The following is a 17082-nucleotide window of genomic DNA, read 5'->3' on the forward strand; positions in this document are numbered from 1 at the left end:
GCGCGGTAACGCTAGGATGTCAGGCTGCCGGAGGGGTCTTTGCCGGCCTCCTCCTGCCGACCTGCCTGCCCGGAGCCGCCCTTGTGAGCCTGCCCCCCGATCCCAGCGACGATCCCGATTCGCCGTCCGGCGTGCCGCCCGGCGCACGGGCGCTGCAGGCGCGCTGGCGCATCCACTACGAGACCCAGGACGGCGGCGTCAGCGTCCGCACGGTGCAGATCTCGCACCTGCTGGAGCGTGGTCCGCGCCAGCAGATCCTGGCGCACTGCGAGACCCGCGGCAAGGACCGCGCCTTCCGCATCGACCGCATCCGCCGCGCCTACGACCTGGACCGGGCCTGCCGGGTGGACGATCCGCTGGCCGACTTGCGCCGCGCCTGCGAGCAGGACGATCACTGAGCGCTCAAGCGGCGCCGGAGGGCCCGGCGCGGGGCAGGGTATCGGCCCTGGGCTAGACTGCGCCGCGTCCCACCCCATCCACGCTCCGAATTCCCCATGGCACTGACCGAATCCGCCCTGCTCGCCGCACTGCAGACCGTCGTTGATCCCAACACCCAGCAGGACCTGGTCAGCACCCGGCAGCTGAAGAACCTGCGCATCGACGGCACCGACGTGTCCTTCGATGTGGAACTGGGCTACCCGGCCGCCACCCAGATCCCGCCGCTGCGCCAGGCCCTGATCGCCGCCGCGCGTTCGGTGCCGGGCGTGGGTAATGTCAGCGCCAATCTGGCGTTCAAGATCACCGCCCACTCGGTGCAGCGCGGCGTGCCGCTGCTGCCGGGCGTCAAAAACATCATCGCCATCGCCTCGGGCAAGGGCGGTGTGGGCAAGAGCACCACCACCGTCAACCTGGCGCTGGCGCTGGCCGCCGAAGGCGCCCGCGTGGGCATCCTGGACGCCGACATCTACGGCCCCAGCCAACCGATGATGATGGGCATCGACGGCCGCCCGGAAAGCGTGGACGGCAAGTCGATGGAGCCGATGATCGGCCACGGCGTGCAGGTGATGTCGATCGGCTTCATCGTCGAGGCCGACCAGGCGATGATCTGGCGCGGCCCGATGGCCACCCAGGCCCTGGACCAGCTGCTGCGCCAGACCAACTGGCAGGATCTGGACTACCTGCTGGTCGACATGCCGCCGGGCACCGGCGACATCCAGCTCACGCTCAGCCAGCGCGTGCCGCTGACCGGTGCGGTGATCGTCACCACGCCGCAGGACATCGCGCTGCTGGACGCCCGCAAGGGTGTCAGCATGTTCGAGAAGGTGGGCGTGCCCATCATCGGCGTGGTCGAGAACATGGCGGTCTACTGCTGCCCCAACTGCGGCCACACCGAGCACATCTTCGGCCAGGGCGGCGGCATGAAGATGGCGCAGGATTTCAAGATGCCCTACCTGGGCGCGCTGCCGCTGAACCTGTCGATCCGCGAACAGGCCGACAGCGGCCGCCCCACCGTGGTGGCCGACCCCGACGGCGAGATCGCCGGCATCTACCGCAGCGTGGCGCGCCAGGTGGCGGTGGCGGTGGCCAAGAAGGCCAAGGACTACTCGTCGAAGTTCCCGACGATCACGGTCTCCAAGGGCACCTGAGGCCCTGGCGGGGTGCCGCTCAGGCCGGCACCGTCAGATCGCGCAGCCGGGTGGGCCCGGCGGCGCGCTCGATCTGCTCGCGCAGCGGCCGGCAGCGGCCCAGCGCGAACAGCGCCTCGGCGGCCACGAACAGCGGGCCGACCAGCAGCCGGGTGAGGTCGTCGATCGCGTCGGCGCGCCGGCCCTCGTAGTAGTGGCCGGCCCATTGCGCCGACCAGCCCATCAGCAGCGCGCCGACACCCACCACCAGCCACGAGCCGGTGGCCGCCAGCGGGGTGGCCAGCGCCAGCAGCAGGGCGTTGAGCAGGGTGGCCGCCACGCCCAGGCCCACCTGGCCGCGCGACAGGTACCAGGGCGTGGTCAGGCACCACAGCGCCCAGGCGGGGGTCCAGCCGCTGTCCCAGCGTGGGCGTCCGAGCAGCACCCCCAGCGCGAACACCACCAGGGGCACCCCCACGGCATGGGTCAGGATGTTGCGCCGGTCGCGGTGCAGGCGGGCGTACTGCACCAGCAGGTCGGTGGCGGGTTGGAAGACGGTGCGCATGGGTGTCTCCTCGGCGGCTCGAGGCACGATGCCTGGATCGTAGCGGTTCGGCAGCGGCTTGTGCAGGTCGGTTCAGGATCCGGGGGCCTGCAGCGCCTGGCGCAGGCCGTCAGCGCTGGGCCATTCGCCCGGGGGCGGCCAGGTCCCCACCAGTGACAGCATGCGCTCGTTCAGCGGTGTGGGCACGCCGTGCTCGCGGCCCAGGCGGACCACGGCGCCGCACAGGTCGTCGATCTCGGTGCGCCGGCCCTGGGCCAGGTCATCGGCCATGCTGGAGCGCGCCTGCGGGTCGATCCGCAGCATGCGCCGCGCCAGCAGGCGAAACAGCCAGTCGGGGGCCTCCAGCAGGGCCGGCAGGCGGTGCGGCGGCAGCGGCGTCATGCGCGCCGGGGTGATGCCGGCGGCGGCCAGCGCGGCCAGGGCCTCGCGCTGCAGCGCCGCCAGGATGCGGCGGTATCCGCGGTTCATCAGCTCCGCGCGCAGCGGCAGGCCGGAGAGGGCATTGACCGGGTTGTTCAGGTTCAGCAGCAGCTTGCCCCATTGCACCGGCCGCATGTCGGCGTGGCGCGCCAGTGGCAGGCCGGCGTGCGCGAACAGCGGTGCCAGGCGCTGCACGACGGGCGCGTCCTGGGCGGCCAGCCGCCCCGTGGTGCCGCGGTGCAGGTGGCCCGGCTCCAGTTCGGCCACATTGAACGGCACCATGCCGGTCAGCCAGTCCAGGCGCGGCGCCAGCGCGCGGGCCTGGCCGGCCTGGTCGATGCCGTTCTGCAGGCACAGCACCGGCGAGCCCGGCGGCAGGCGCTGGGCCAGGGCACGGGCGGCATCGGCGGTGCCGCTGCACTTGACGGTGAGCAGCGTCAGGTCGGGCAGCAGGCCCGAAGGCACGCGCTCGTGCAGGTGCAGCGATTCGGCCGGCAACTCCACCGGCGCGGCCTCGATGTCGGTGGCGCGCAGGCCGTGGCTGCGCAGGGCGTCGAGCATGCGGCCGCGGCCGACGCAGTGCACCACCGCGCCGGCGGCCTGCAGCCGCGCGGCGAGGAAGGCGCCCACGCTGCCGCAGCCCATGACCAGCACGGTGGCAGGTGGAACCGGGTTGTCGTCATCGGCCATGGGCCAAGCGTACCCCGGCCATGGGCTATGCTGGCGGCCGTGAATGACGTGAACAAGGCCCTGATCGACTGGCATTCGATGTTCATGGGCGTGGCCCTGCTGGCCTCGGCCCGGTCCAAGGACGGCCGCACGCGCAATGGCGCCTGCATCGCCAGCACCGACCACCGCATCCTGGGCGTGGGTTACAACGGTCTGCCGCGGGGCTGCTCGGACCAGGACCCGGTCTACTGGTCCGACCAGGACGACGACCCCTTCCTGTCCCGGCACAGCTACGTGGTGCACGCCGAGATGAACGCCATCCTCAACTGCGTGACCCTGCCGCTGACCGGCAGCCGGATCTACACCACGCAGTTTCCCTGCCCGCGCTGCACCCAGTCGATCATCCAGGTCGGCATCACCGAGGTGGTCTGGCTGCGCCGCAAGCCGCACCAGCAACGCTCGCAGGAGGCCGCGCTGAAGATGCTGGGCGACGCCGGCGTGCGCATCCTCAGCCTGGCCGAGGCCGACCTGCGCGCCGACGCCTGGGTGCAGGCGCTGGACGGCTACCTGCAGGGCGCGGCGCCCCGGGCCTGAGAGCGGGGAGACGGCCGGCCTTGGCCCGGCTTATCCGGCCTTGGCGGCGGCCTGCGGCGGCGCACCATCGGCAGCCATGCGGTCCCTGCCGACCGCCAGGAGCCTGCGATGCAACCCCACGCCCCCACGCACACCCCCACCCGTCCGCCGGTCGCTCCGGTCAGCCTGAGCCGGGCACCGCTGCTGCCGCGTCGTCTGCCGCTGGCGCGCGGCGCGTCGATGGCCGACCTGCTGCGCTTCCAGGCCCTGATGGCCGGCGAGGGCCAGACCGTCCAGGTGGCGCGCATGTGCTACGACCGCCCCTACGCCTTCGACTGCATCGCCAGTGCCCATGCCAGCGCCAGCGATCCGCTGCGCCGCCTGGCCCTGCACCTGTTCCGCGCCTACGAGCAGGACGCCGACCCGCGGCATCTGCACGCCTGAGTGGCGCCCACGCCGCGACCGGGGGTGATCCGCCCTTGGCGCGCCGGCCCGGGCCTGCGCAGAATGCCGGTGGGGGAGGCCGTCGCCTTCGCCACGGCAGGAGGCAGGCACCATGCGCTGGCAAGGACAACGACAGAGCGACAAGATCGACGACCGGCGTGAGGCCGGTCCGGCCGGCGGGGCTGGCCCGGGCCTGCGCCTGGGTGGCGGCCGCGGCCTGGGCCTGGGCACGATCGTCGTGGCCCTGCTGGCCAGCTGGCTGCTGGGCATCAACCCGATGACGGTGCTGGGCGTGCTGGGTGGCGGGGCTGAGCTGCCCGCGGCGGCGCCCGCCACCGGCAACGTCGGCCGACCGAAGGCCGGCGACACCGAGGCCGCGTTCGTCGCCGCCGTGCTGGGCAGCACCGAGGATGTCTGGGGCGGCCTGTTCAAGTCGGCCGGCTCGATCTACGAACCGCCGACGCTGGTGCTGTTCCGCGGCAGCACGCCCACCGCCTGCGGCCGCGGCGAGGCGGCGATGGGGCCGTTCTACTGCCCGGGTGATCGGCAGGTCTACATCGATCTGGCCTTCTACGACACGCTGCGCAGCCGCCTGGGCGCGCCGGGCGACTTCGCCCAGGCCTATGTGATCGCCCACGAGGTGGGCCACCATGTGCAGAACCTGATGGGCGTGACCGACAAGGTCGACGCGATGCGCCGGCGCCAGAGCCCGGCCCAGGCCAATGCGATGTCGGTGCGGGTGGAGCTGCAGGCCGACTGCCTGGCCGGCCTGTGGGCGCGCCAGTCGCAGCAGGCCCAGCGCTGGCTGGACCAGGGCGACATCGAGGAGGCGCTGAACGCCGCCAGCCGCATCGGTGACGACGCGCTGCAGCAGCAGGCGCAGGGCCGCGTGGTCCCCGAGACCTTCACCCACGGCAGCAGCCGCCAGCGGGTGAGCTGGTTCCGCAAGGGCCTGGAGGGCGCGCAGCTGCGCGACTGTGATACGTTCGCAGCCAGGGAGCTGTAAGGGGGCGGATCATCGGCCCCCCTATCGGAGGGCCGCGATGCGGCATGCCGGACGGAGCAAGGCCCTGGTGGCCAGTTGGGTCGATTTCCTGCCGCCGCCGCTGCGCGCGCAGGCCGAGTCGCTGCGCCGGCAGGTGCAGCAGGCCGGCCCCGGGCTGACCGAATCCATCCAATGGGGCAAGCTGGTCTTCTCGATGGACGGCCTGGCGGTCCTGGCCCTGATGCCCGCGCGCGGACACCTGAACCTGCAGATGCTGCAGGGCGGCGCCTGGCCCGAGGCGGTGCTGGCCGAGCGGCCGGCGCTGCGCGGCGCGCGCCAGTGGCGGCTCGATCCGTCCGATGTGGTGGATCCGGTGCTGCTGGAGATGGTGGTGTCGGCGGCCCTGGTGCAGGCCCGCGACCGCGCGGCCGAGCGGCCACCACGGGTGCCGCGCGAGGATCCGGTCTGAGCAGGCCCGTCAGGGGCCCCGCACTTTGCCGGGATCAGGCGGCGGGCGTGTCCACCGAGCCGCGCAGGTGCAGCCAGTCGCAGCGCAGCGTGCCACGGCGGTGCAGCCGGGCGCGCAGCCCCACGTAGCTGCGCGGCACCAGCAGCGCCAGCGCGCAGGCCACCACGCCCCAGGGTTCGTCCAGCAGCAGCTCGGCCGGCGCGCCCAGCCAGCCCATCAGCCACACGGTCAACACACCGTCCCAGGTGTGGAACTCGAGGGGACGCGCGTCCTTGTGGTCGAGCAACCAGTGGTGGATCGCGCTCAGCTGCATCAGCGTCATGGGGCACTCCTTGGCGTGCCACCATGCTCGCGTGGCCGCGCTCGGTGCAAGGACCGGAAAAACGGTCGTCCGAGCGGGCAGTTTGATCCTCAGGCGGTGGGGAAGGAACCCGGCAGCAGAATGTCCCTGCCGACATCCGTGATTCGGGTGTGGCCGCAGAAGGCCATCGTCACGTCCAGCTCCTTGTGGATGATCTGCAGCGCCTTGCTGACGCCTTCCTCGCCCATCGCGCCCAGGCCGTAGACCATCGCCCGGCCGATGTAGGTGCCCTTGGCGCCCAGCGCCCAGGCCTTGAGCACATCCTGCCCGGAACGGATGCCGCCGTCCATGTGCACCTCGATCCGCGAGCCGACCGCGTCGACGATGCGCGGCAGCGCATGGATGCTGGATTCGGCGCCGTCGAGCTGGCGCCCGCCGTGGTTGCTGACGACGATCGCGTCGGCGCCGGACTCCACCGCCAGCTTCGCGTCCACCTCGTCCATGATGCCCTTGAGGATCAGCTTGCCGCCCCACTGCTGCTTGACCCACTTGATGTCGGGCCAGGACAGGCGCGGGTCGAACTGCTCGTTGGTCCAGGAGGCCAGCGAGTTCATGTCGGTGACCGCCTTGACATGTCCCACCAGATTGCCGAAGGTGCGGCGTTTCGTGCCGGCCATGCCCAGGCACCAGCGCGGCTTGGTCATCAGGTTGATGATGTTGGCCAGGGTGGGCCGCGGCGGGGCGGTCAGGCCGTTCTTCAGGTCCTTGTGGCGCTGGCCGATGACCTGCAGGTCCAGCGTCAGCACCAGCGCCGAGCAGCCGGCGTCCTTGGCGCGGCCGATCATGCGGGCCATGGCCTCGCGGTCGCGCATCATGTAGAGCTGGAACCAGAAGGGCGCCGTGGTGTGGGCGCGGATGTCCTCGATCGAGCAGATGCTCATCGTCGACAGCGTGAACGGGATGCCGAACTTCTCGGCCGCCTTGGCCGCCAGGATCTCGCCGTCGGCGTGCTGCATGCCGGTCAGACCCACCGGGGCGATCGCCACCGGCATCTTCACCGCCTGGCCGACCATGGTGGTGGCGGTGCTGCGGTTTTCCATGTTGACGGCCACGCGCTGGCGGAACTTGATCGGCTGGAAATCGCTCTCGTTGGCGCGGTAGGTGCCCTCGGTCCACGAGCCGGAATCGGCGTAGTCGTAGAACATCCGCGGCACCCGCTGCTTGGCCAGCAGGCGCAGGTCTTCAATCGTCGTGATCACCGGCATGTCGTGTGTCTCCTGTGGGCCGGGATGCTAGCGGCAGCGGCCCGGCCAGGCGCCGGAAAAGTTTTCGGGGCGGACCGGATCAGCTGGTCAGCGCCGCGCCCTGGGCCACCGCGTCGGCGGCGGCGCGGCTGACCCAGTCGGCCACCAGCAGCACCGCGGCGTCTTCGTTGCAGCGCGCCAGACGGTAGGCGAAGGCCGAGACGCTGCCCGGGGTCCGGCCGGCGCCCAGCAGCGGCTGCAGGCGACCGGCGCGCAGCCAGGCGCGGGCGATCGACGGCCGCGCCAGCGCCACGCCCTGGCCGCAGGCGGCGGCTTCCAGCGTCATCCCCAGGTCGACCAGTCGCGGGCCGCGGTCGGGCTCGGGCCAGTCCAGGCCCTGGGCGCGGAACCAGGGCAGCCAGGGCTCGGCCGGGGTGCGCAGCATCGGCAGCGTGCGCAGCAGTTCGATCGAGGCGGCACTGTCCGCCAGCAGCGCCGGGCTGACCAGCGGCAGCACCGGGTCGTGCATCAGCAGCTCACCCTCGTCGGTGGCCAGGTAGCGCACCTCCAGGTCGGGGTCGCTCAGCGGGCCCTCGAGGTAGGGCACGGTCAGCGTGATCTCGAGCTCGATGTCGTCGTGGACGCTGGTGAAGTCGGGCAGCGCCGGCACCAGCACCTCGCGCGCGAAGGTGGGTGGCGACGACAGGCGCACCTTCTGCCGCCGCTGCGCGCTGCGCCGGTGCAGCGGCACCGCGGACAGCAGCGTCAGCGCGGCGCGCACCTGCTCGAGGTACTCCTTGCCCACCGCGCTGAGCGACAGCGCCTTCGGGCCGCGCAACAGCAGCGGTGTGCCCAGCAGGTCTTCGAGCGAGGCGATGCGCTTGCCGATGGCGCTGGCGGTGACCGACAGCTCGTCGGCGGCGCGTTCGAAGGTGCCCAGTCGCGCGGCAGCCTCGAAGGCGCGCAGCGCGTCGATCGAGGGCAGGCGCAGGTCGTCGGCCATGCGGGCGGGTCAGGCCGCGGCAGGCTGCTCGGCGGGCGTGGTCGAGCAGCTGCTGCCGCCGCAGCCGGTCTGCGCTTCCTCCGCCACCGGCGGCCGGGCCATCAGGCCGGTGGCCGGTTCGAAGCCGACCTGCTGCAGGTGCGAGGCCAGCGCGGCATCCATGCTCTGGGCGTGCTGGACGAACCACTTGGCCAGCTCGGGCAGCACGCGCGTGAGCGGGCCGAAGTCCTGTTCGTCCTGGGCCAGCCGGGTCACCTCCTGCATCAGCTCCAGCACCTGGGCGTGCTGGTAGCTGTGGCAGTTCTCGGGGGCGAAGCCGGACGCCGCCATCCAGCGGTCTTCCTGGCCGAAGTGGCCCACGGTGTGCTCGACCAGCTGCCGGTAGGCCGCCAGGCCCTCGGCCGGCGAGCGGGCCAGGGCGTCTTCGGCGGCGGCCAGCAGATCGACGAACTCCAGGTGGGTCTGGTCCATCTCGGGGTGGTCGAGGGCGATCTCGGGACTCCAGTGCAGCGAGGCCATGGCAGCGGGTTCAGGCAGTCGGAATGGCGCCGATTGTCGCCCAGGCGCGGTGGCGGCGGTGTGCGCTGGCTCAGGGGCGGCTACCATCGGCAGCGATGTCTGCTCCACCCGTCACCCCCCCGGTCACGACCTCTCGCTGGCCCTGGGCGCGGCCGCTGTGGCTGCTGGCGGGCGTGCTGGCCCTGCTGACCGGTATCGTCGGGATCTTCCTGCCGCTGCTGCCCACCACCCCCTTCGTGCTGCTGGCGGCGGCCTGTTTCGCCCGCGGCAGCGCGCGCTGGGAGGCCTGGCTGCTGGGCCACCCGCGCTGGGGCCCGATCGTGCGGGACTGGCGCACCCATCGGGCGGTGCCACTGCGCGCCAAGCAGCTGGCCACCGGCATGATGACCGCCAGCAGCCTGTGGGCGCTGTGGGCCTTGCCCACGCCCTGGTGCTGGGTGCCGGCGGTCTGCTGCAGCGCCGTGGCCGCCTGGATGTGGTCGCTGCCGACCCGGCAGCGCTGAGCACCGATGGCGCCGCGGTCCACCCCCTGGAGCGGCCTGGATGCACCGTCCTGGCAGCGCCTGCGCAGCCTGCTCGACCAGGCCTTGGCCCTGCCGGTGCCGGACCGCACGGCCTGGCTGGCGGCGCTGCCAGCCGACGCCGCCGACCTGCGCGAGCCGCTGCAGCGGCTGCTCACCCTGGGGGACGATGAGGCCGATCGGCTGAACGCGCTGCCGAGCCTGGCTGCGGCCGGCCCGGAACCGCTGGCCAGCGGGGACCTGGTCGGCCCCTACCGGCTGCTGCGGCCCCTGGGGCAGGGCGGCATGGCCGAGGTCTGGCTGGCCGAGCACCTGCAACTGCTGCAGGGGCGGCAGGTGGCCTTGAAGCTGCCCTTCGCCCAGAGCTGGCGCAGTGGCCTGACCGAGCGCTTTGCGCGCGAGCGGGCGATCCTGGCCACGCTGGCGCACCCCAACATCGCCCGCCTGTATGACGCCGGCGTGGACGACCGGGGGCGGCCCTGGCTGGCGCTGGAGCTGGTGCAGGGCCAGCCGCTGGACCTGCATTGCCAGCAGGCCGGCCTGGATGTGCCGGCGCGCATCGGCCTGATGCTGCAGGTGATGGACGCGGTGGCCTATGCGCATGCCAGCCTGGTGGTGCACCGCGACCTCAAGCCCGGCAACATCCTGGTCAGCGCCGAGGGTCAGGTGCGGCTGCTGGACTTCGGCATCGCGCGGCTGCTGGAGGATGGCGTGGCCGAGGACAGCGAGCTCACCCGCGAGCTGGGTCGCGCGCTCACCGTGCCCTACGCAGCGCCCGAGCAGCTCTCGGGCGGCGCGATCGGCACCGCGGCCGATGTCTACTCGCTGGGCGTGGTGCTGTTCGAGCTGCTGTGCGGCAGCCGCCCCTACCGGCTGGACCGCGGCACGCGGGGTGAGCTGGAGCAGGCGGTGCTGCACGGCGAGCCCCGGCGCGCCAGCGAGGCCGCCGCCACCCCGGCGCTGCGACGTGCCCTGCGCGGCGACCTGGACACCATCCTGGCCACGGCGCTGCAGAAGGATCCCCGGCAGCGCTACGCCAGCGTCGACGCCTTCGCCGACGACCTGCGCCGCCACCTGCAGCATCTGCCGCTGCGGGCCCGGCCCGAGCCCTGGTGGGTGCTGCTGCGCAAGGCGGTGTGGCGGCACCGGGTGGCCTCCGCCGCGGTGGCGGCCACCACGCTGTCGGTGCTGGGCGGCGCCGGTGCGGCCTGGTGGCAGGCCGAGGAGGCCCGCGCCCAGCGCGACGCCGCGCTGGCGGCGCGCGAGCGTGCCGACCGCGAGGCCGAGTCCGCCCGCCGCGCCGAGCACCTGGCAGCGGCCCAGGCCGATCTCTCCAGCTTCGTGCTGTCCGATTTCGCCGGCCGCCATGCCGACGAGGAGATGGTCAAGCAGCTCGAAAGCGCGCTGCTGATGGTGCGTGCCCAGTACCGCGACGATCCGGGTCTGCGCGGCGCCTTGCTGCTGGGCGTGGGTGAGCAGTTCCGCTGGATTTCGGAGCAGGGCCGTGCCAACGAGGTGTTCGATGAGGCGGCGCCGCTGTTGCAGCAGCATGGTGACGCCGGTGCGCTGGCGCAGCTGATGTGCATCCGCGCCGCCATGCAGGCCATGGCTGGCCAGTCAGAGGCCGCGCAGGCGCTGCTGAAGCAGGCCCAGGCCCTGAATCCGCAGCAGAGCACCGGTCAGCTCACGGCGCGGGCCGAGTGCCTGCTGGAGGAAGCGCTGATGGCGCGCATCGCCGGCCAGCCCGGCCAGGCGGTGGCGCTGATCGGCCAGGCGCTGGACCTGCAGCAACGCGCCGGCCTGGCCCGGCGCGAGGCGCACTCCGAGGCCCTGAATGCACTGGCCCGGGCCCAGCTGGAGGCCGGCCAGCATGCCGACGCGGTGCACAGCACCCGGCGCAGCATCGCGCTGCTGGACGACATCGGCCGCGCCAACACGCCCGGTCTGCGCAATGCCTGGGGGGTGCTGGCCAGCGCGCTGCGCGAGGGGGGCCAGGCCCGGCAGGCCGAGGCGGCGCACCGCGGCGAGGGCCGCTTCAGCGCCGACGAGGGCAGCCAGCCGCTGCCGGTGCGCATGGAGCTGGCGGTGACCTGGTCGGCCCTGGGCCAATGGCGGCGAGCGGCCCAGGCGCTGGAGCAGCTGGCCGACGAGGCCCTGCGCCAGGAGGCGCCTGGCAATGCGCGCTTCTCGCTGGTGTATGCGGGCCGGGCGCGGCTTGCGCTGGGCGAGGTGGCGGCGGCACGCCGTGACCTGGCGCGCGCCGAGGTGCTGGTGGCCGCCGCCCGCCGGGCCGGCCGTCCGCAGGCGCGCTCGGTGCTGATGCTGGCCATCGATGTGGCGCTGGCCGAGGGCCAGCTGGACCAGGCCCAGGCGCTGCTGGACGAGACCGCAACGCTGCTGCAACGCACCGCCGCGACCACGCCCCATGTGTGGAGTCCCTGGCACCGATCGCGCGCGGCGCTGGCCTGGCGCCGTGGCGACCTGGACCAGGCGCTGCAGGCCGCCGAGACCGTGCTGGAGCTGGCGCGCGCGCACGCCATCGATGCGCAGGCCAGCGTGGGCATCGCCGAAGGCCTGTGGCTGCGCGCCCAGCTGCGCCAGGCGCGCGGCGACACCCCGGGCGCCCGCGAGGACGCCCGCCTGGCGAGGCAGCACCTGGAGGCCGCGGCCGGCCCGGCGCACCCGCTGATCCCGGTGATCGAGCGGCTGTAAGGGCCTGGCTGGCTCTGGTTCTGGACCCGGTGCAGGGGCGGCCGCGGCGGGGTCGGCCGGGCGGGTGTGGGCGACAGCCCCCAGGCCCTGGCGATCAGGCGATCAGGCCGCGCCGCTGCGCCCGGGCGCGCCCTTGGGCGGCCGCTCCAGCTTCGCGACCCGCACCCCCAGCAGGCGCAGGCGCCTGGACAGGTCGACCCGCTTCAGGCACAGGCCGGCGGCGTGGCGGATGGCGGCGGCGTCGCAGGTGGGCTCGGGCAAGGTCAGGTCGCGGGTGACGGTGCGGAAGTCGTCGAAGCGCAGCTTGATGCCCACGGTGCGGCCGGTGTAGCCCTTGCGGGCCAGGTCGGCCGCCACCTGTTCGCACAGCTGGGTGAAGATGCGGCTCAGCGCGGTGCGGTCGCGCACCGCGTGCAGGTCGCGCTCGAAGGTGGTTTCGCGGCTCATCGACACCGGCTCGCTGTCGGTGACCAGCGGGCGATCGTCGCGGCCGTGGGCGGCCTCATGCAGCCAGGCACCGTAGGAGCGCCCGAAGCGGGCGACCAGGTCGGCGCGCGGATGGGCGGCGAGCTGGCCGATGGTCTCGATGCCCATGGCCTGCAGCCTCGCGCCGGCCTTGGGGCCGATGCCGTTGATGCGCCGCACCGGCAGCGGCCAGATGCGGTCGGGCAGTTCGTCGGCCATCAGCAGCGTCAGGCCGTCGGGCTTGTCCAGCTCGGAGGCGATCTTGGACAGCAGCTTGTTGGGCGTCACGCCGATCGAGCAGGTCAGGCCGGTGGCGCGCCGCACGTTGTTCTTGATCTCGCGCGCCAGCGCGCGCACGCCGCCCAGCGGGTCGTGGCCCACCGTCTCCTGGGCACCGGGGACCTGGGTCAGGTCGATGTAGATCTCGTCGATGCCGCGGTCCTCGATCACCGGCGCGAGCTCGGCCACGGCGGCCTTGAAGCGGCGCGAGCAGGCCCGGTAGAGCTCGAAATCGACCGGCAGCAACACGGCCTCGGGGGCGCGCTGGGCCGCCTTCATCATGCCCATCGCCGAGTGCAGGCCGCGCGCCCGGGCCTCGTAGGTGGCGGTGGTGATGACGCCGCGGCCGGTGTAGTCGCCCAGGCGGGCGAAGCGCCACTGGCCGTCGGGGCCGCGCTCGGGCTGGTGGCGCCGGCCACCGCCGATGACCACCGGCTGGCCGCGCAGCTCGGGGTAGCGCAGCAACTCGCAGGACGCATAGAAGGCGTCCATGTCGAGGTGGGCGATCAGGCGGCGCGGCGGCGACATGGTGGAGGCTGTATGGATCTCCAGTGTAGCCAGTGCGCTGGCCGGCGGGTGCGGGGTCAGCGCAGTGCCGCCTCGACGACGTCGGCGGCGGCCGCGGTGGCCTGATCACCCGGCGGCAGAGTGGCCGCGAAGGCCCGGCAGTGCGCCCGCAGCGCGCGGTCGGCCAGCATGGCCTGCATCTGGCGGACCAGTCCGGGCAGGCTGGTCGATGGCGGCACGACCCGGGCGACGTCCCGGCGCTGCAGCCGCGCGGCATTGTCGGCATGGTCGAAGGCCCAGGGCACCAGCAGCTGCGGCACGCCGGCGGCCAGCGCCAGCGCGGTGGTGCCAACGCCCGGATGGCTGACCACCAGGTCGGTGTGGGGCAGCACCGCGCGCAGCGGCAGGTCCACCGCCTGGCGGCAGTCGCCCGGCCAGGCGACACCGGCCGGCGCCGGGCCCAGCAGCAGCAGCGGCCGGCCTAGGCGTTCGGCCGCCCGGGCCAGGCGCTGCTGCCAGGCGCCGGCCTGCCACATGGCGGTGCCGGCCAGGCCCACGATGGGCCGGCGCTCGGCCAGCCAGTCGGCCCAGGCGGGTGGCAGCGGGGCGCCGGCGGCGTGGCCGTCAAACAGCGGAAAGCCGGTGCAGTGCAGGCGCTGTGTCCAGGGCGGGCCGGCCCAGCCCTCGGGGAACAGGCCCAGCAGCGGCCCCGGGCTGGACAGGCCGCGGCTGATCAGCTGGCGGGCGGGCTGCGCCGGCAGGCCCCAGGCCTGCCGCAGCGCTGACCAGCCGGGGTCCAGCTGGGGGTCCAGCCAGCGGCGCTCTGCCCAGCGCCAGGCCGGGGCGCGCCAGGCGGCGGGCCATGCGCGCAGCCAGCCGGCGCCGGGCAGGCGGGGAAAGTCGTGCGGGTTGAACAGCCAGGCGGGCGCGCCGTGGGCGGTGATCCAGCGCAGTTGCCAGCGCTCGGCGGCCAGCCGGGCGCCCAGGGCCAGCGTGCTGCCCAGCAGCAGCGGGCGCGCGCCGGCCTGCACCAGCGGGTCCAGCGCGGTCAGCGTGGCCTGTGCCGCGCTCAGGGCCATCGGCCACAAGCTGTCCAGCGCATGGGCGGGCTGCCACAGCGCGGGGTTGGCCAGCACCGCCTGTTCCTGCTCGGCGCTGAGCAGCGGTGCCACCGACAGCCCCAGCGCCGACAGGCGGGGTTGCTGCGAGGCCGGGCACAGCATCTGCACGCGCCGGCCTCGGGCCTGCAGTGCCAGGGCCACCGCAGCCAGCGGAAGCACATCGCCGCCGGAACCGACGGCCACCACCACGACCTCGGGCGGCCGGTCGGCGCGGGGCGCTGTCATGGGGCGTGACCGCTCATGCGGCGATTGTAGGAACCCGGGCGCTGGGCGAGGGGGCGGCGGTGCGTCGCTAAAAACCCTGTGATGAGATGGGTCTTGGCATCCCGCTCTTGAAAAGTGCAAAGAGCACATTTATTATTCAACCACGCTGATTCACAGCGCAACCACCGGCCCTCGGGCCGGATCCAGGTTCAGGCATCGGGCAGGGATGCAGGAATCACCAATCGGCCAGCGCGCCCCGCAGGTGCTCTGGCATGAGGAGTGACTCATGGTCCGCATCGCAACCCGTTCTTCCGTTCCTGCCGCTTCTCGCCGGCAGTTCCTGGGCCGTCTTAGCGCCCTCACCCTCAGCCTGGGCCTGGCGGCCTGCGGTGGTGGCGGCGGCGGCGGTGGCACCGACGACTCCGGCCACAACGGCGGCTCCAATTCCGCCGTGTCGTTCACCTCGGGCGTGATCAGCGGCTTCGGCTCGATCATCGTCAACGGCGTGCGCTTCGACGACAGCGCCGCCACCGTGCTGGACGACAAGGGCGGCCGCCTCTCCCGCGACGATCTGCACCTGGGCAGCCAGGTCGAGATCGAGGGCGGCTCGATCGACCGCAACAGCGGCCGTGCGACGGCGCTGACCATCCGCATCGGCAGCGAACTCAAGGGCCGCGTGACCGCGGTCAACCTGGGCGCCCAGACCATCAGCATGCTGGGGCAGACCGTGCTGGTCACGTCGAACACGGTGTTCGACGACAGCCTGGGCGGCGGCTTCTCGGCGATCAGCGTGGGGCAGCTGCTGGAGGTGCACGCGCGCTTCGATGCCACGCAGGGCGCCTATGTGGCCAGCCGGATCGAGCGCGAAAGCAGCAGCAGCGAGTTCAAGCTGCGCGGCGTGGTGGCCGACCTCGACACCACGGCCATGACCTTCCGCATCGGCAGCGCCGTCATCAACTACGCCTCGGTCACGGCCGTCCCGGCCACTCTGGCCAACGGCGCCTGGATCCGGGTGCGGGTGCAGCCGACCCAGGTGGCCGGCCAATGGGTGGCCACCGCGCTGGAGGATGGCCGCCGCAGCTCGGGCGATGACCGCTCCGAATCCGAAGTGCGGGGCTTCATCACCGCCTGGACCTCGGCCACGCGCTTCAGCGTCGATGGCACGCCGGTGAACGCCGACAGCGCCGAGTTCAAGGATGGCCGCTCGGTCATCGTGCTGGGCGCCTTCGTCGAGGTCGAAGGTGCGCTGCGCGATGGCGTGCTGGTGGCCCGCGAGGTCAAGCTGGAAGACAGCGATGACAGCCACCACAGCGAGGACTTCGAACTGCACGGCCAGATCTCCGGTCTGAACACCGCGGCCAAGCGCTTCACCCTGCGCGGCGTGACCGTCGACTACAGCCAGGTCGGCGAATGGCGCGACGTCAGCGAAGCCTCGCTGGCCGATGGCCTGAGCGTCGAGGTCAAGGGCGGGCTGTCGCCAGATGGCAACACCCTGATGGCCTCGCGTATCTCGCGCGAGGACTGAGCCCGGGGCCTTTTCTCCTCGGTGGGATAGCCCCATCTCGCCCGGGGATCTGTGTGTAAATCGCACATTTCCTCGGGCGAAGCGGTAAGATCGCACTCGTCCATGAGCCAGGAAATCCCCGACGAACTGCCGGCCGACCAGCAGGCCATGCTGGAGGCGGCCAACGCCACGCTGCTGCCGCTGGCCCGGCTGGCGGTCGCCCGCGGCGTGCACTTCGGCGTCATCGAGGAGCGGCTCAAGCAGGCCTTCGTGCAGGCCGCCCGCGAGGCCAACCCCGGCACGCAGCCGCACCGCCAGGTCAGCCGCGTCAGCGCCACCACCGGCATCAACCGGCGCGAGGTCACGCGCCTGATCCACGGCCACCTGCAGCAGGCCCGGCCGCGCCGTCCGGTGGCGGCCGAGATCTACCTGCACTGGCAGATCGACCCCGACTACCGCGACAGCCAGGGCCAGCCGGCCACGCTGCCCCGCCAGGGCGCCAAGCCCAGCTTCGAGACCCTGGCGCGCGAGATCACCTCCGACGTGCACCCGCGCAGCCTGCTCGACGACATGGTGCGTCTGGGCTACTGCCGGCTGGTCGACGACGGCGCGCGGGTGGCCTTCGAGCGCGACGGCGCGGTGCCGGCCAACGACCTGCCGCGCCTGATCCGCGTGCTCGGCGACAACGTCGGTGCGCACTTCATGGCCGCGGTCGAGAACGCGCTGCGTGATGACAAGCCCTTCTTCGAGCGGGCCCTGGTGGCCCACGAGGTGCCGCAGTCGGCTGTGCCCGAGGTCAAGCGCCTGGTGTCCGAACACTGGGCCGAGTTCCGGGGCCGCGTGGTGCCGGCGCTCGAACGCCTGATCGAGGAAGGCGCCGACAGCGACGAGCCGCGGCGACGCCTGCTGCTGGGCATCTACCACCATGACGCGACCGAGACGCCCCCGCCGGCGCCCGCTACCATGCCCTCGGAGCCGCCCGCCGATCCATCGGCCCCGGCGCGCTGAGGCA

General features: G+C 72.9%; 18 protein-coding genes. 10 read left to right on the forward strand and 8 right to left on the reverse strand.

Annotated elements, in window-relative coordinates:
- Nucleotides 1-83 precede the first annotated feature (83 nt).
- Nucleotides 84-398 carry a WYL domain-containing protein gene (locus KAK03_RS05500; protein WP_210852174.1) on the forward strand — a complete coding sequence of 105 codons (315 nt, stop codon included), beginning with the start codon at nucleotides 84-86 and terminating at the stop codon, nucleotides 396-398.
- Between the two features lie 96 nt (nucleotides 399-494).
- Complete coding sequence (gene apbC, locus KAK03_RS05505; RefSeq protein ID WP_210852175.1) at nucleotides 495-1586, forward strand: iron-sulfur cluster carrier protein ApbC; 1092 nt, start codon at nucleotides 495-497, stop codon at nucleotides 1584-1586.
- A 19-nt stretch (nucleotides 1587-1605) separates the two neighbouring features.
- On the opposite strand, the gene KAK03_RS05510 is transcribed toward apbC, so the two are convergent.
- The gene (locus KAK03_RS05510; protein ID WP_210852176.1) at nucleotides 1606-2130 is read right to left on the reverse strand and encodes an Mpo1 family 2-hydroxy fatty acid dioxygenase; all 525 of its coding nucleotides are present in this window, start codon (nucleotides 2128-2130) and stop codon (nucleotides 1606-1608) included.
- Between the two features lie 72 nt (nucleotides 2131-2202).
- Nucleotides 2203-3240: a 2-dehydropantoate 2-reductase gene (locus tag KAK03_RS05515; RefSeq protein ID WP_210852177.1), complete on the reverse strand. Its 1038-nt coding sequence runs from the start codon at nucleotides 3238-3240 to the stop codon at nucleotides 2203-2205.
- A 39-nt stretch (nucleotides 3241-3279) separates the two neighbouring features.
- Here KAK03_RS05515 and KAK03_RS05520 point away from each other — a divergent pair, with 39 nt between their 5' ends.
- From KAK03_RS05520 to KAK03_RS05535, 4 genes are all read left to right on the forward strand, one after another.
- Complete coding sequence (locus tag KAK03_RS05520; RefSeq protein ID WP_310738483.1) at nucleotides 3280-3813, forward strand: deoxycytidylate deaminase; 534 nt, start codon at nucleotides 3280-3282, stop codon at nucleotides 3811-3813.
- 108 nt (nucleotides 3814-3921) lie between these two features.
- Entirely contained in the window at nucleotides 3922-4236 is a 315-nt protein-coding gene (locus KAK03_RS05525; RefSeq protein ID WP_210852179.1) for a hypothetical protein, read from the forward strand.
- A gap of 112 nt (nucleotides 4237-4348) precedes the next feature.
- Entirely contained in the window at nucleotides 4349-5242 is an 894-nt protein-coding gene (gene ypfJ / locus KAK03_RS05530) for a KPN_02809 family neutral zinc metallopeptidase (protein ID WP_210852180.1), read from the forward strand.
- 37 nt (nucleotides 5243-5279) lie between these two features.
- On the forward strand, nucleotides 5280-5690 hold the full coding sequence (locus KAK03_RS05535; RefSeq protein WP_210852181.1) for a DUF1801 domain-containing protein: 411 nt from the start codon (nucleotides 5280-5282) through the stop codon (nucleotides 5688-5690).
- 34 nt (nucleotides 5691-5724) lie between these two features.
- Here KAK03_RS05535 and KAK03_RS05540 read toward each other — a convergent pair whose 3' ends face one another.
- The 4 genes from KAK03_RS05540 to KAK03_RS05555 all read right to left on the reverse strand — a co-directional run bounded on the left by KAK03_RS05540 (nucleotide 5725) and on the right by KAK03_RS05555 (nucleotide 8757).
- Nucleotides 5725-6012: a hypothetical protein gene (locus KAK03_RS05540; RefSeq protein WP_210852182.1), complete on the reverse strand. Its 288-nt coding sequence runs from the start codon at nucleotides 6010-6012 to the stop codon at nucleotides 5725-5727.
- Nucleotides 6013-6101: 89 nt separating this feature from the next.
- Nucleotides 6102-7256 (reverse strand): alpha-hydroxy acid oxidase, encoded by a 1155-nt coding sequence (locus KAK03_RS05545; protein ID WP_210852183.1) that lies wholly within the window; start codon nucleotides 7254-7256, stop codon nucleotides 6102-6104.
- A gap of 79 nt (nucleotides 7257-7335) precedes the next feature.
- Nucleotides 7336-8238: a LysR family transcriptional regulator gene (locus KAK03_RS05550; protein ID WP_210852184.1), complete on the reverse strand. Its 903-nt coding sequence runs from the start codon at nucleotides 8236-8238 to the stop codon at nucleotides 7336-7338.
- A 9-nt stretch (nucleotides 8239-8247) separates the two neighbouring features.
- A complete protein-coding gene (locus KAK03_RS05555; RefSeq protein ID WP_210852185.1) occupies nucleotides 8248-8757 on the reverse strand; it encodes a hemerythrin domain-containing protein in 510 nt (169 codons plus the stop codon).
- A 95-nt stretch (nucleotides 8758-8852) separates the two neighbouring features.
- Between KAK03_RS05555 and KAK03_RS05560 the strand changes: the two genes are divergently transcribed.
- Together KAK03_RS05560 and KAK03_RS05565 are read left to right on the forward strand one after the other, a co-directional pair.
- Nucleotides 8853-9260, forward strand: a complete 408-nt coding sequence (locus KAK03_RS05560; protein WP_210852186.1) for a YbaN family protein — start codon at nucleotides 8853-8855, stop codon at nucleotides 9258-9260.
- Between the two features lie 6 nt (nucleotides 9261-9266).
- Nucleotides 9267-11990: a serine/threonine-protein kinase gene (locus KAK03_RS05565; RefSeq protein WP_210852187.1), complete on the forward strand. Its 2724-nt coding sequence runs from the start codon at nucleotides 9267-9269 to the stop codon at nucleotides 11988-11990.
- 102 nt (nucleotides 11991-12092) lie between these two features.
- On the opposite strand, the gene dinB is transcribed toward KAK03_RS05565, so the two are convergent.
- Entirely contained in the window at nucleotides 12093-13262 is a 1170-nt protein-coding gene (gene dinB / locus KAK03_RS05570) for a DNA polymerase IV (RefSeq protein ID WP_210852188.1), read from the reverse strand.
- A gap of 56 nt (nucleotides 13263-13318) precedes the next feature.
- Nucleotides 13319-14587 (reverse strand): glycosyltransferase, encoded by a 1269-nt coding sequence (locus KAK03_RS05575; protein ID WP_210852189.1) that lies wholly within the window; start codon nucleotides 14585-14587, stop codon nucleotides 13319-13321.
- Nucleotides 14588-14852: 265 nt separating this feature from the next.
- On the opposite strand from KAK03_RS05575, the gene KAK03_RS05580 reads away from it, so the two are divergent.
- Together KAK03_RS05580 and KAK03_RS05585 are read left to right on the forward strand one after the other, a co-directional pair.
- Nucleotides 14853-16091: a DUF5666 domain-containing protein gene (locus KAK03_RS05580; RefSeq protein WP_210852190.1), complete on the forward strand. Its 1239-nt coding sequence runs from the start codon at nucleotides 14853-14855 to the stop codon at nucleotides 16089-16091.
- 102 nt (nucleotides 16092-16193) lie between these two features.
- Nucleotides 16194-17078: a DUF6502 family protein gene (locus KAK03_RS05585; RefSeq protein ID WP_210852191.1), complete on the forward strand. Its 885-nt coding sequence runs from the start codon at nucleotides 16194-16196 to the stop codon at nucleotides 17076-17078.
- Nucleotides 17079-17082 lie beyond the last annotated feature (4 nt).

The sequence above is a fragment of the Ideonella alba genome (assembly GCF_018069845.1).
Classification (GTDB): Bacteria; Pseudomonadota; Gammaproteobacteria; order Burkholderiales; family Burkholderiaceae_C; genus Ideonella; species Ideonella alba.

Bases quoted from the DNA above. Each gene is read 5' to 3' on its own strand.
- KAK03_RS05535 (WP_210852181.1), top strand. From the start codon at position 5,280: ATGCGGCATGCCGGACGGAGCAAGGCCCTGGTGGCCAGTTGGGTCGAT.
- KAK03_RS05565 (WP_210852187.1), top strand. From the start codon at position 9,267: ATGGCGCCGCGGTCCACCCCCTGGAGCGGCCTGGATGCACCGTCCTGG.
- KAK03_RS05545 (WP_210852183.1), bottom strand. From the start codon at position 7,256: ATGCCGGTGATCACGACGATTGAAGACCTGCGCCTGCTGGCCAAGCAG.
- KAK03_RS05515 (WP_210852177.1), bottom strand. From the start codon at position 3,240: ATGGCCGATGACGACAACCCGGTTCCACCTGCCACCGTGCTGGTCATG.
- dinB (WP_210852188.1), bottom strand. From the start codon at position 13,262: ATGTCGCCGCCGCGCCGCCTGATCGCCCACCTCGACATGGACGCCTTC.
- KAK03_RS05555 (WP_210852185.1), bottom strand. From the start codon at position 8,757: ATGGCCTCGCTGCACTGGAGTCCCGAGATCGCCCTCGACCACCCCGAG.
- KAK03_RS05560 (WP_210852186.1), top strand. From the start codon at position 8,853: ATGTCTGCTCCACCCGTCACCCCCCCGGTCACGACCTCTCGCTGGCCC.
- KAK03_RS05540 (WP_210852182.1), bottom strand. From the start codon at position 6,012: ATGACGCTGATGCAGCTGAGCGCGATCCACCACTGGTTGCTCGACCAC.
- apbC (WP_210852175.1), top strand. From the start codon at position 495: ATGGCACTGACCGAATCCGCCCTGCTCGCCGCACTGCAGACCGTCGTT.
- KAK03_RS05550 (WP_210852184.1), bottom strand. From the start codon at position 8,238: ATGGCCGACGACCTGCGCCTGCCCTCGATCGACGCGCTGCGCGCCTTC.
- KAK03_RS05585 (WP_210852191.1), top strand. From the start codon at position 16,194: ATGAGCCAGGAAATCCCCGACGAACTGCCGGCCGACCAGCAGGCCATG.
- ypfJ (WP_210852180.1), top strand. From the start codon at position 4,349: ATGCGCTGGCAAGGACAACGACAGAGCGACAAGATCGACGACCGGCGT.
- KAK03_RS05525 (WP_210852179.1), top strand. From the start codon at position 3,922: ATGCAACCCCACGCCCCCACGCACACCCCCACCCGTCCGCCGGTCGCT.
- KAK03_RS05575 (WP_210852189.1), bottom strand. From the start codon at position 14,587: ATGACAGCGCCCCGCGCCGACCGGCCGCCCGAGGTCGTGGTGGTGGCC.
- KAK03_RS05510 (WP_210852176.1), bottom strand. From the start codon at position 2,130: ATGCGCACCGTCTTCCAACCCGCCACCGACCTGCTGGTGCAGTACGCC.
- KAK03_RS05580 (WP_210852190.1), top strand. From the start codon at position 14,853: ATGGTCCGCATCGCAACCCGTTCTTCCGTTCCTGCCGCTTCTCGCCGG.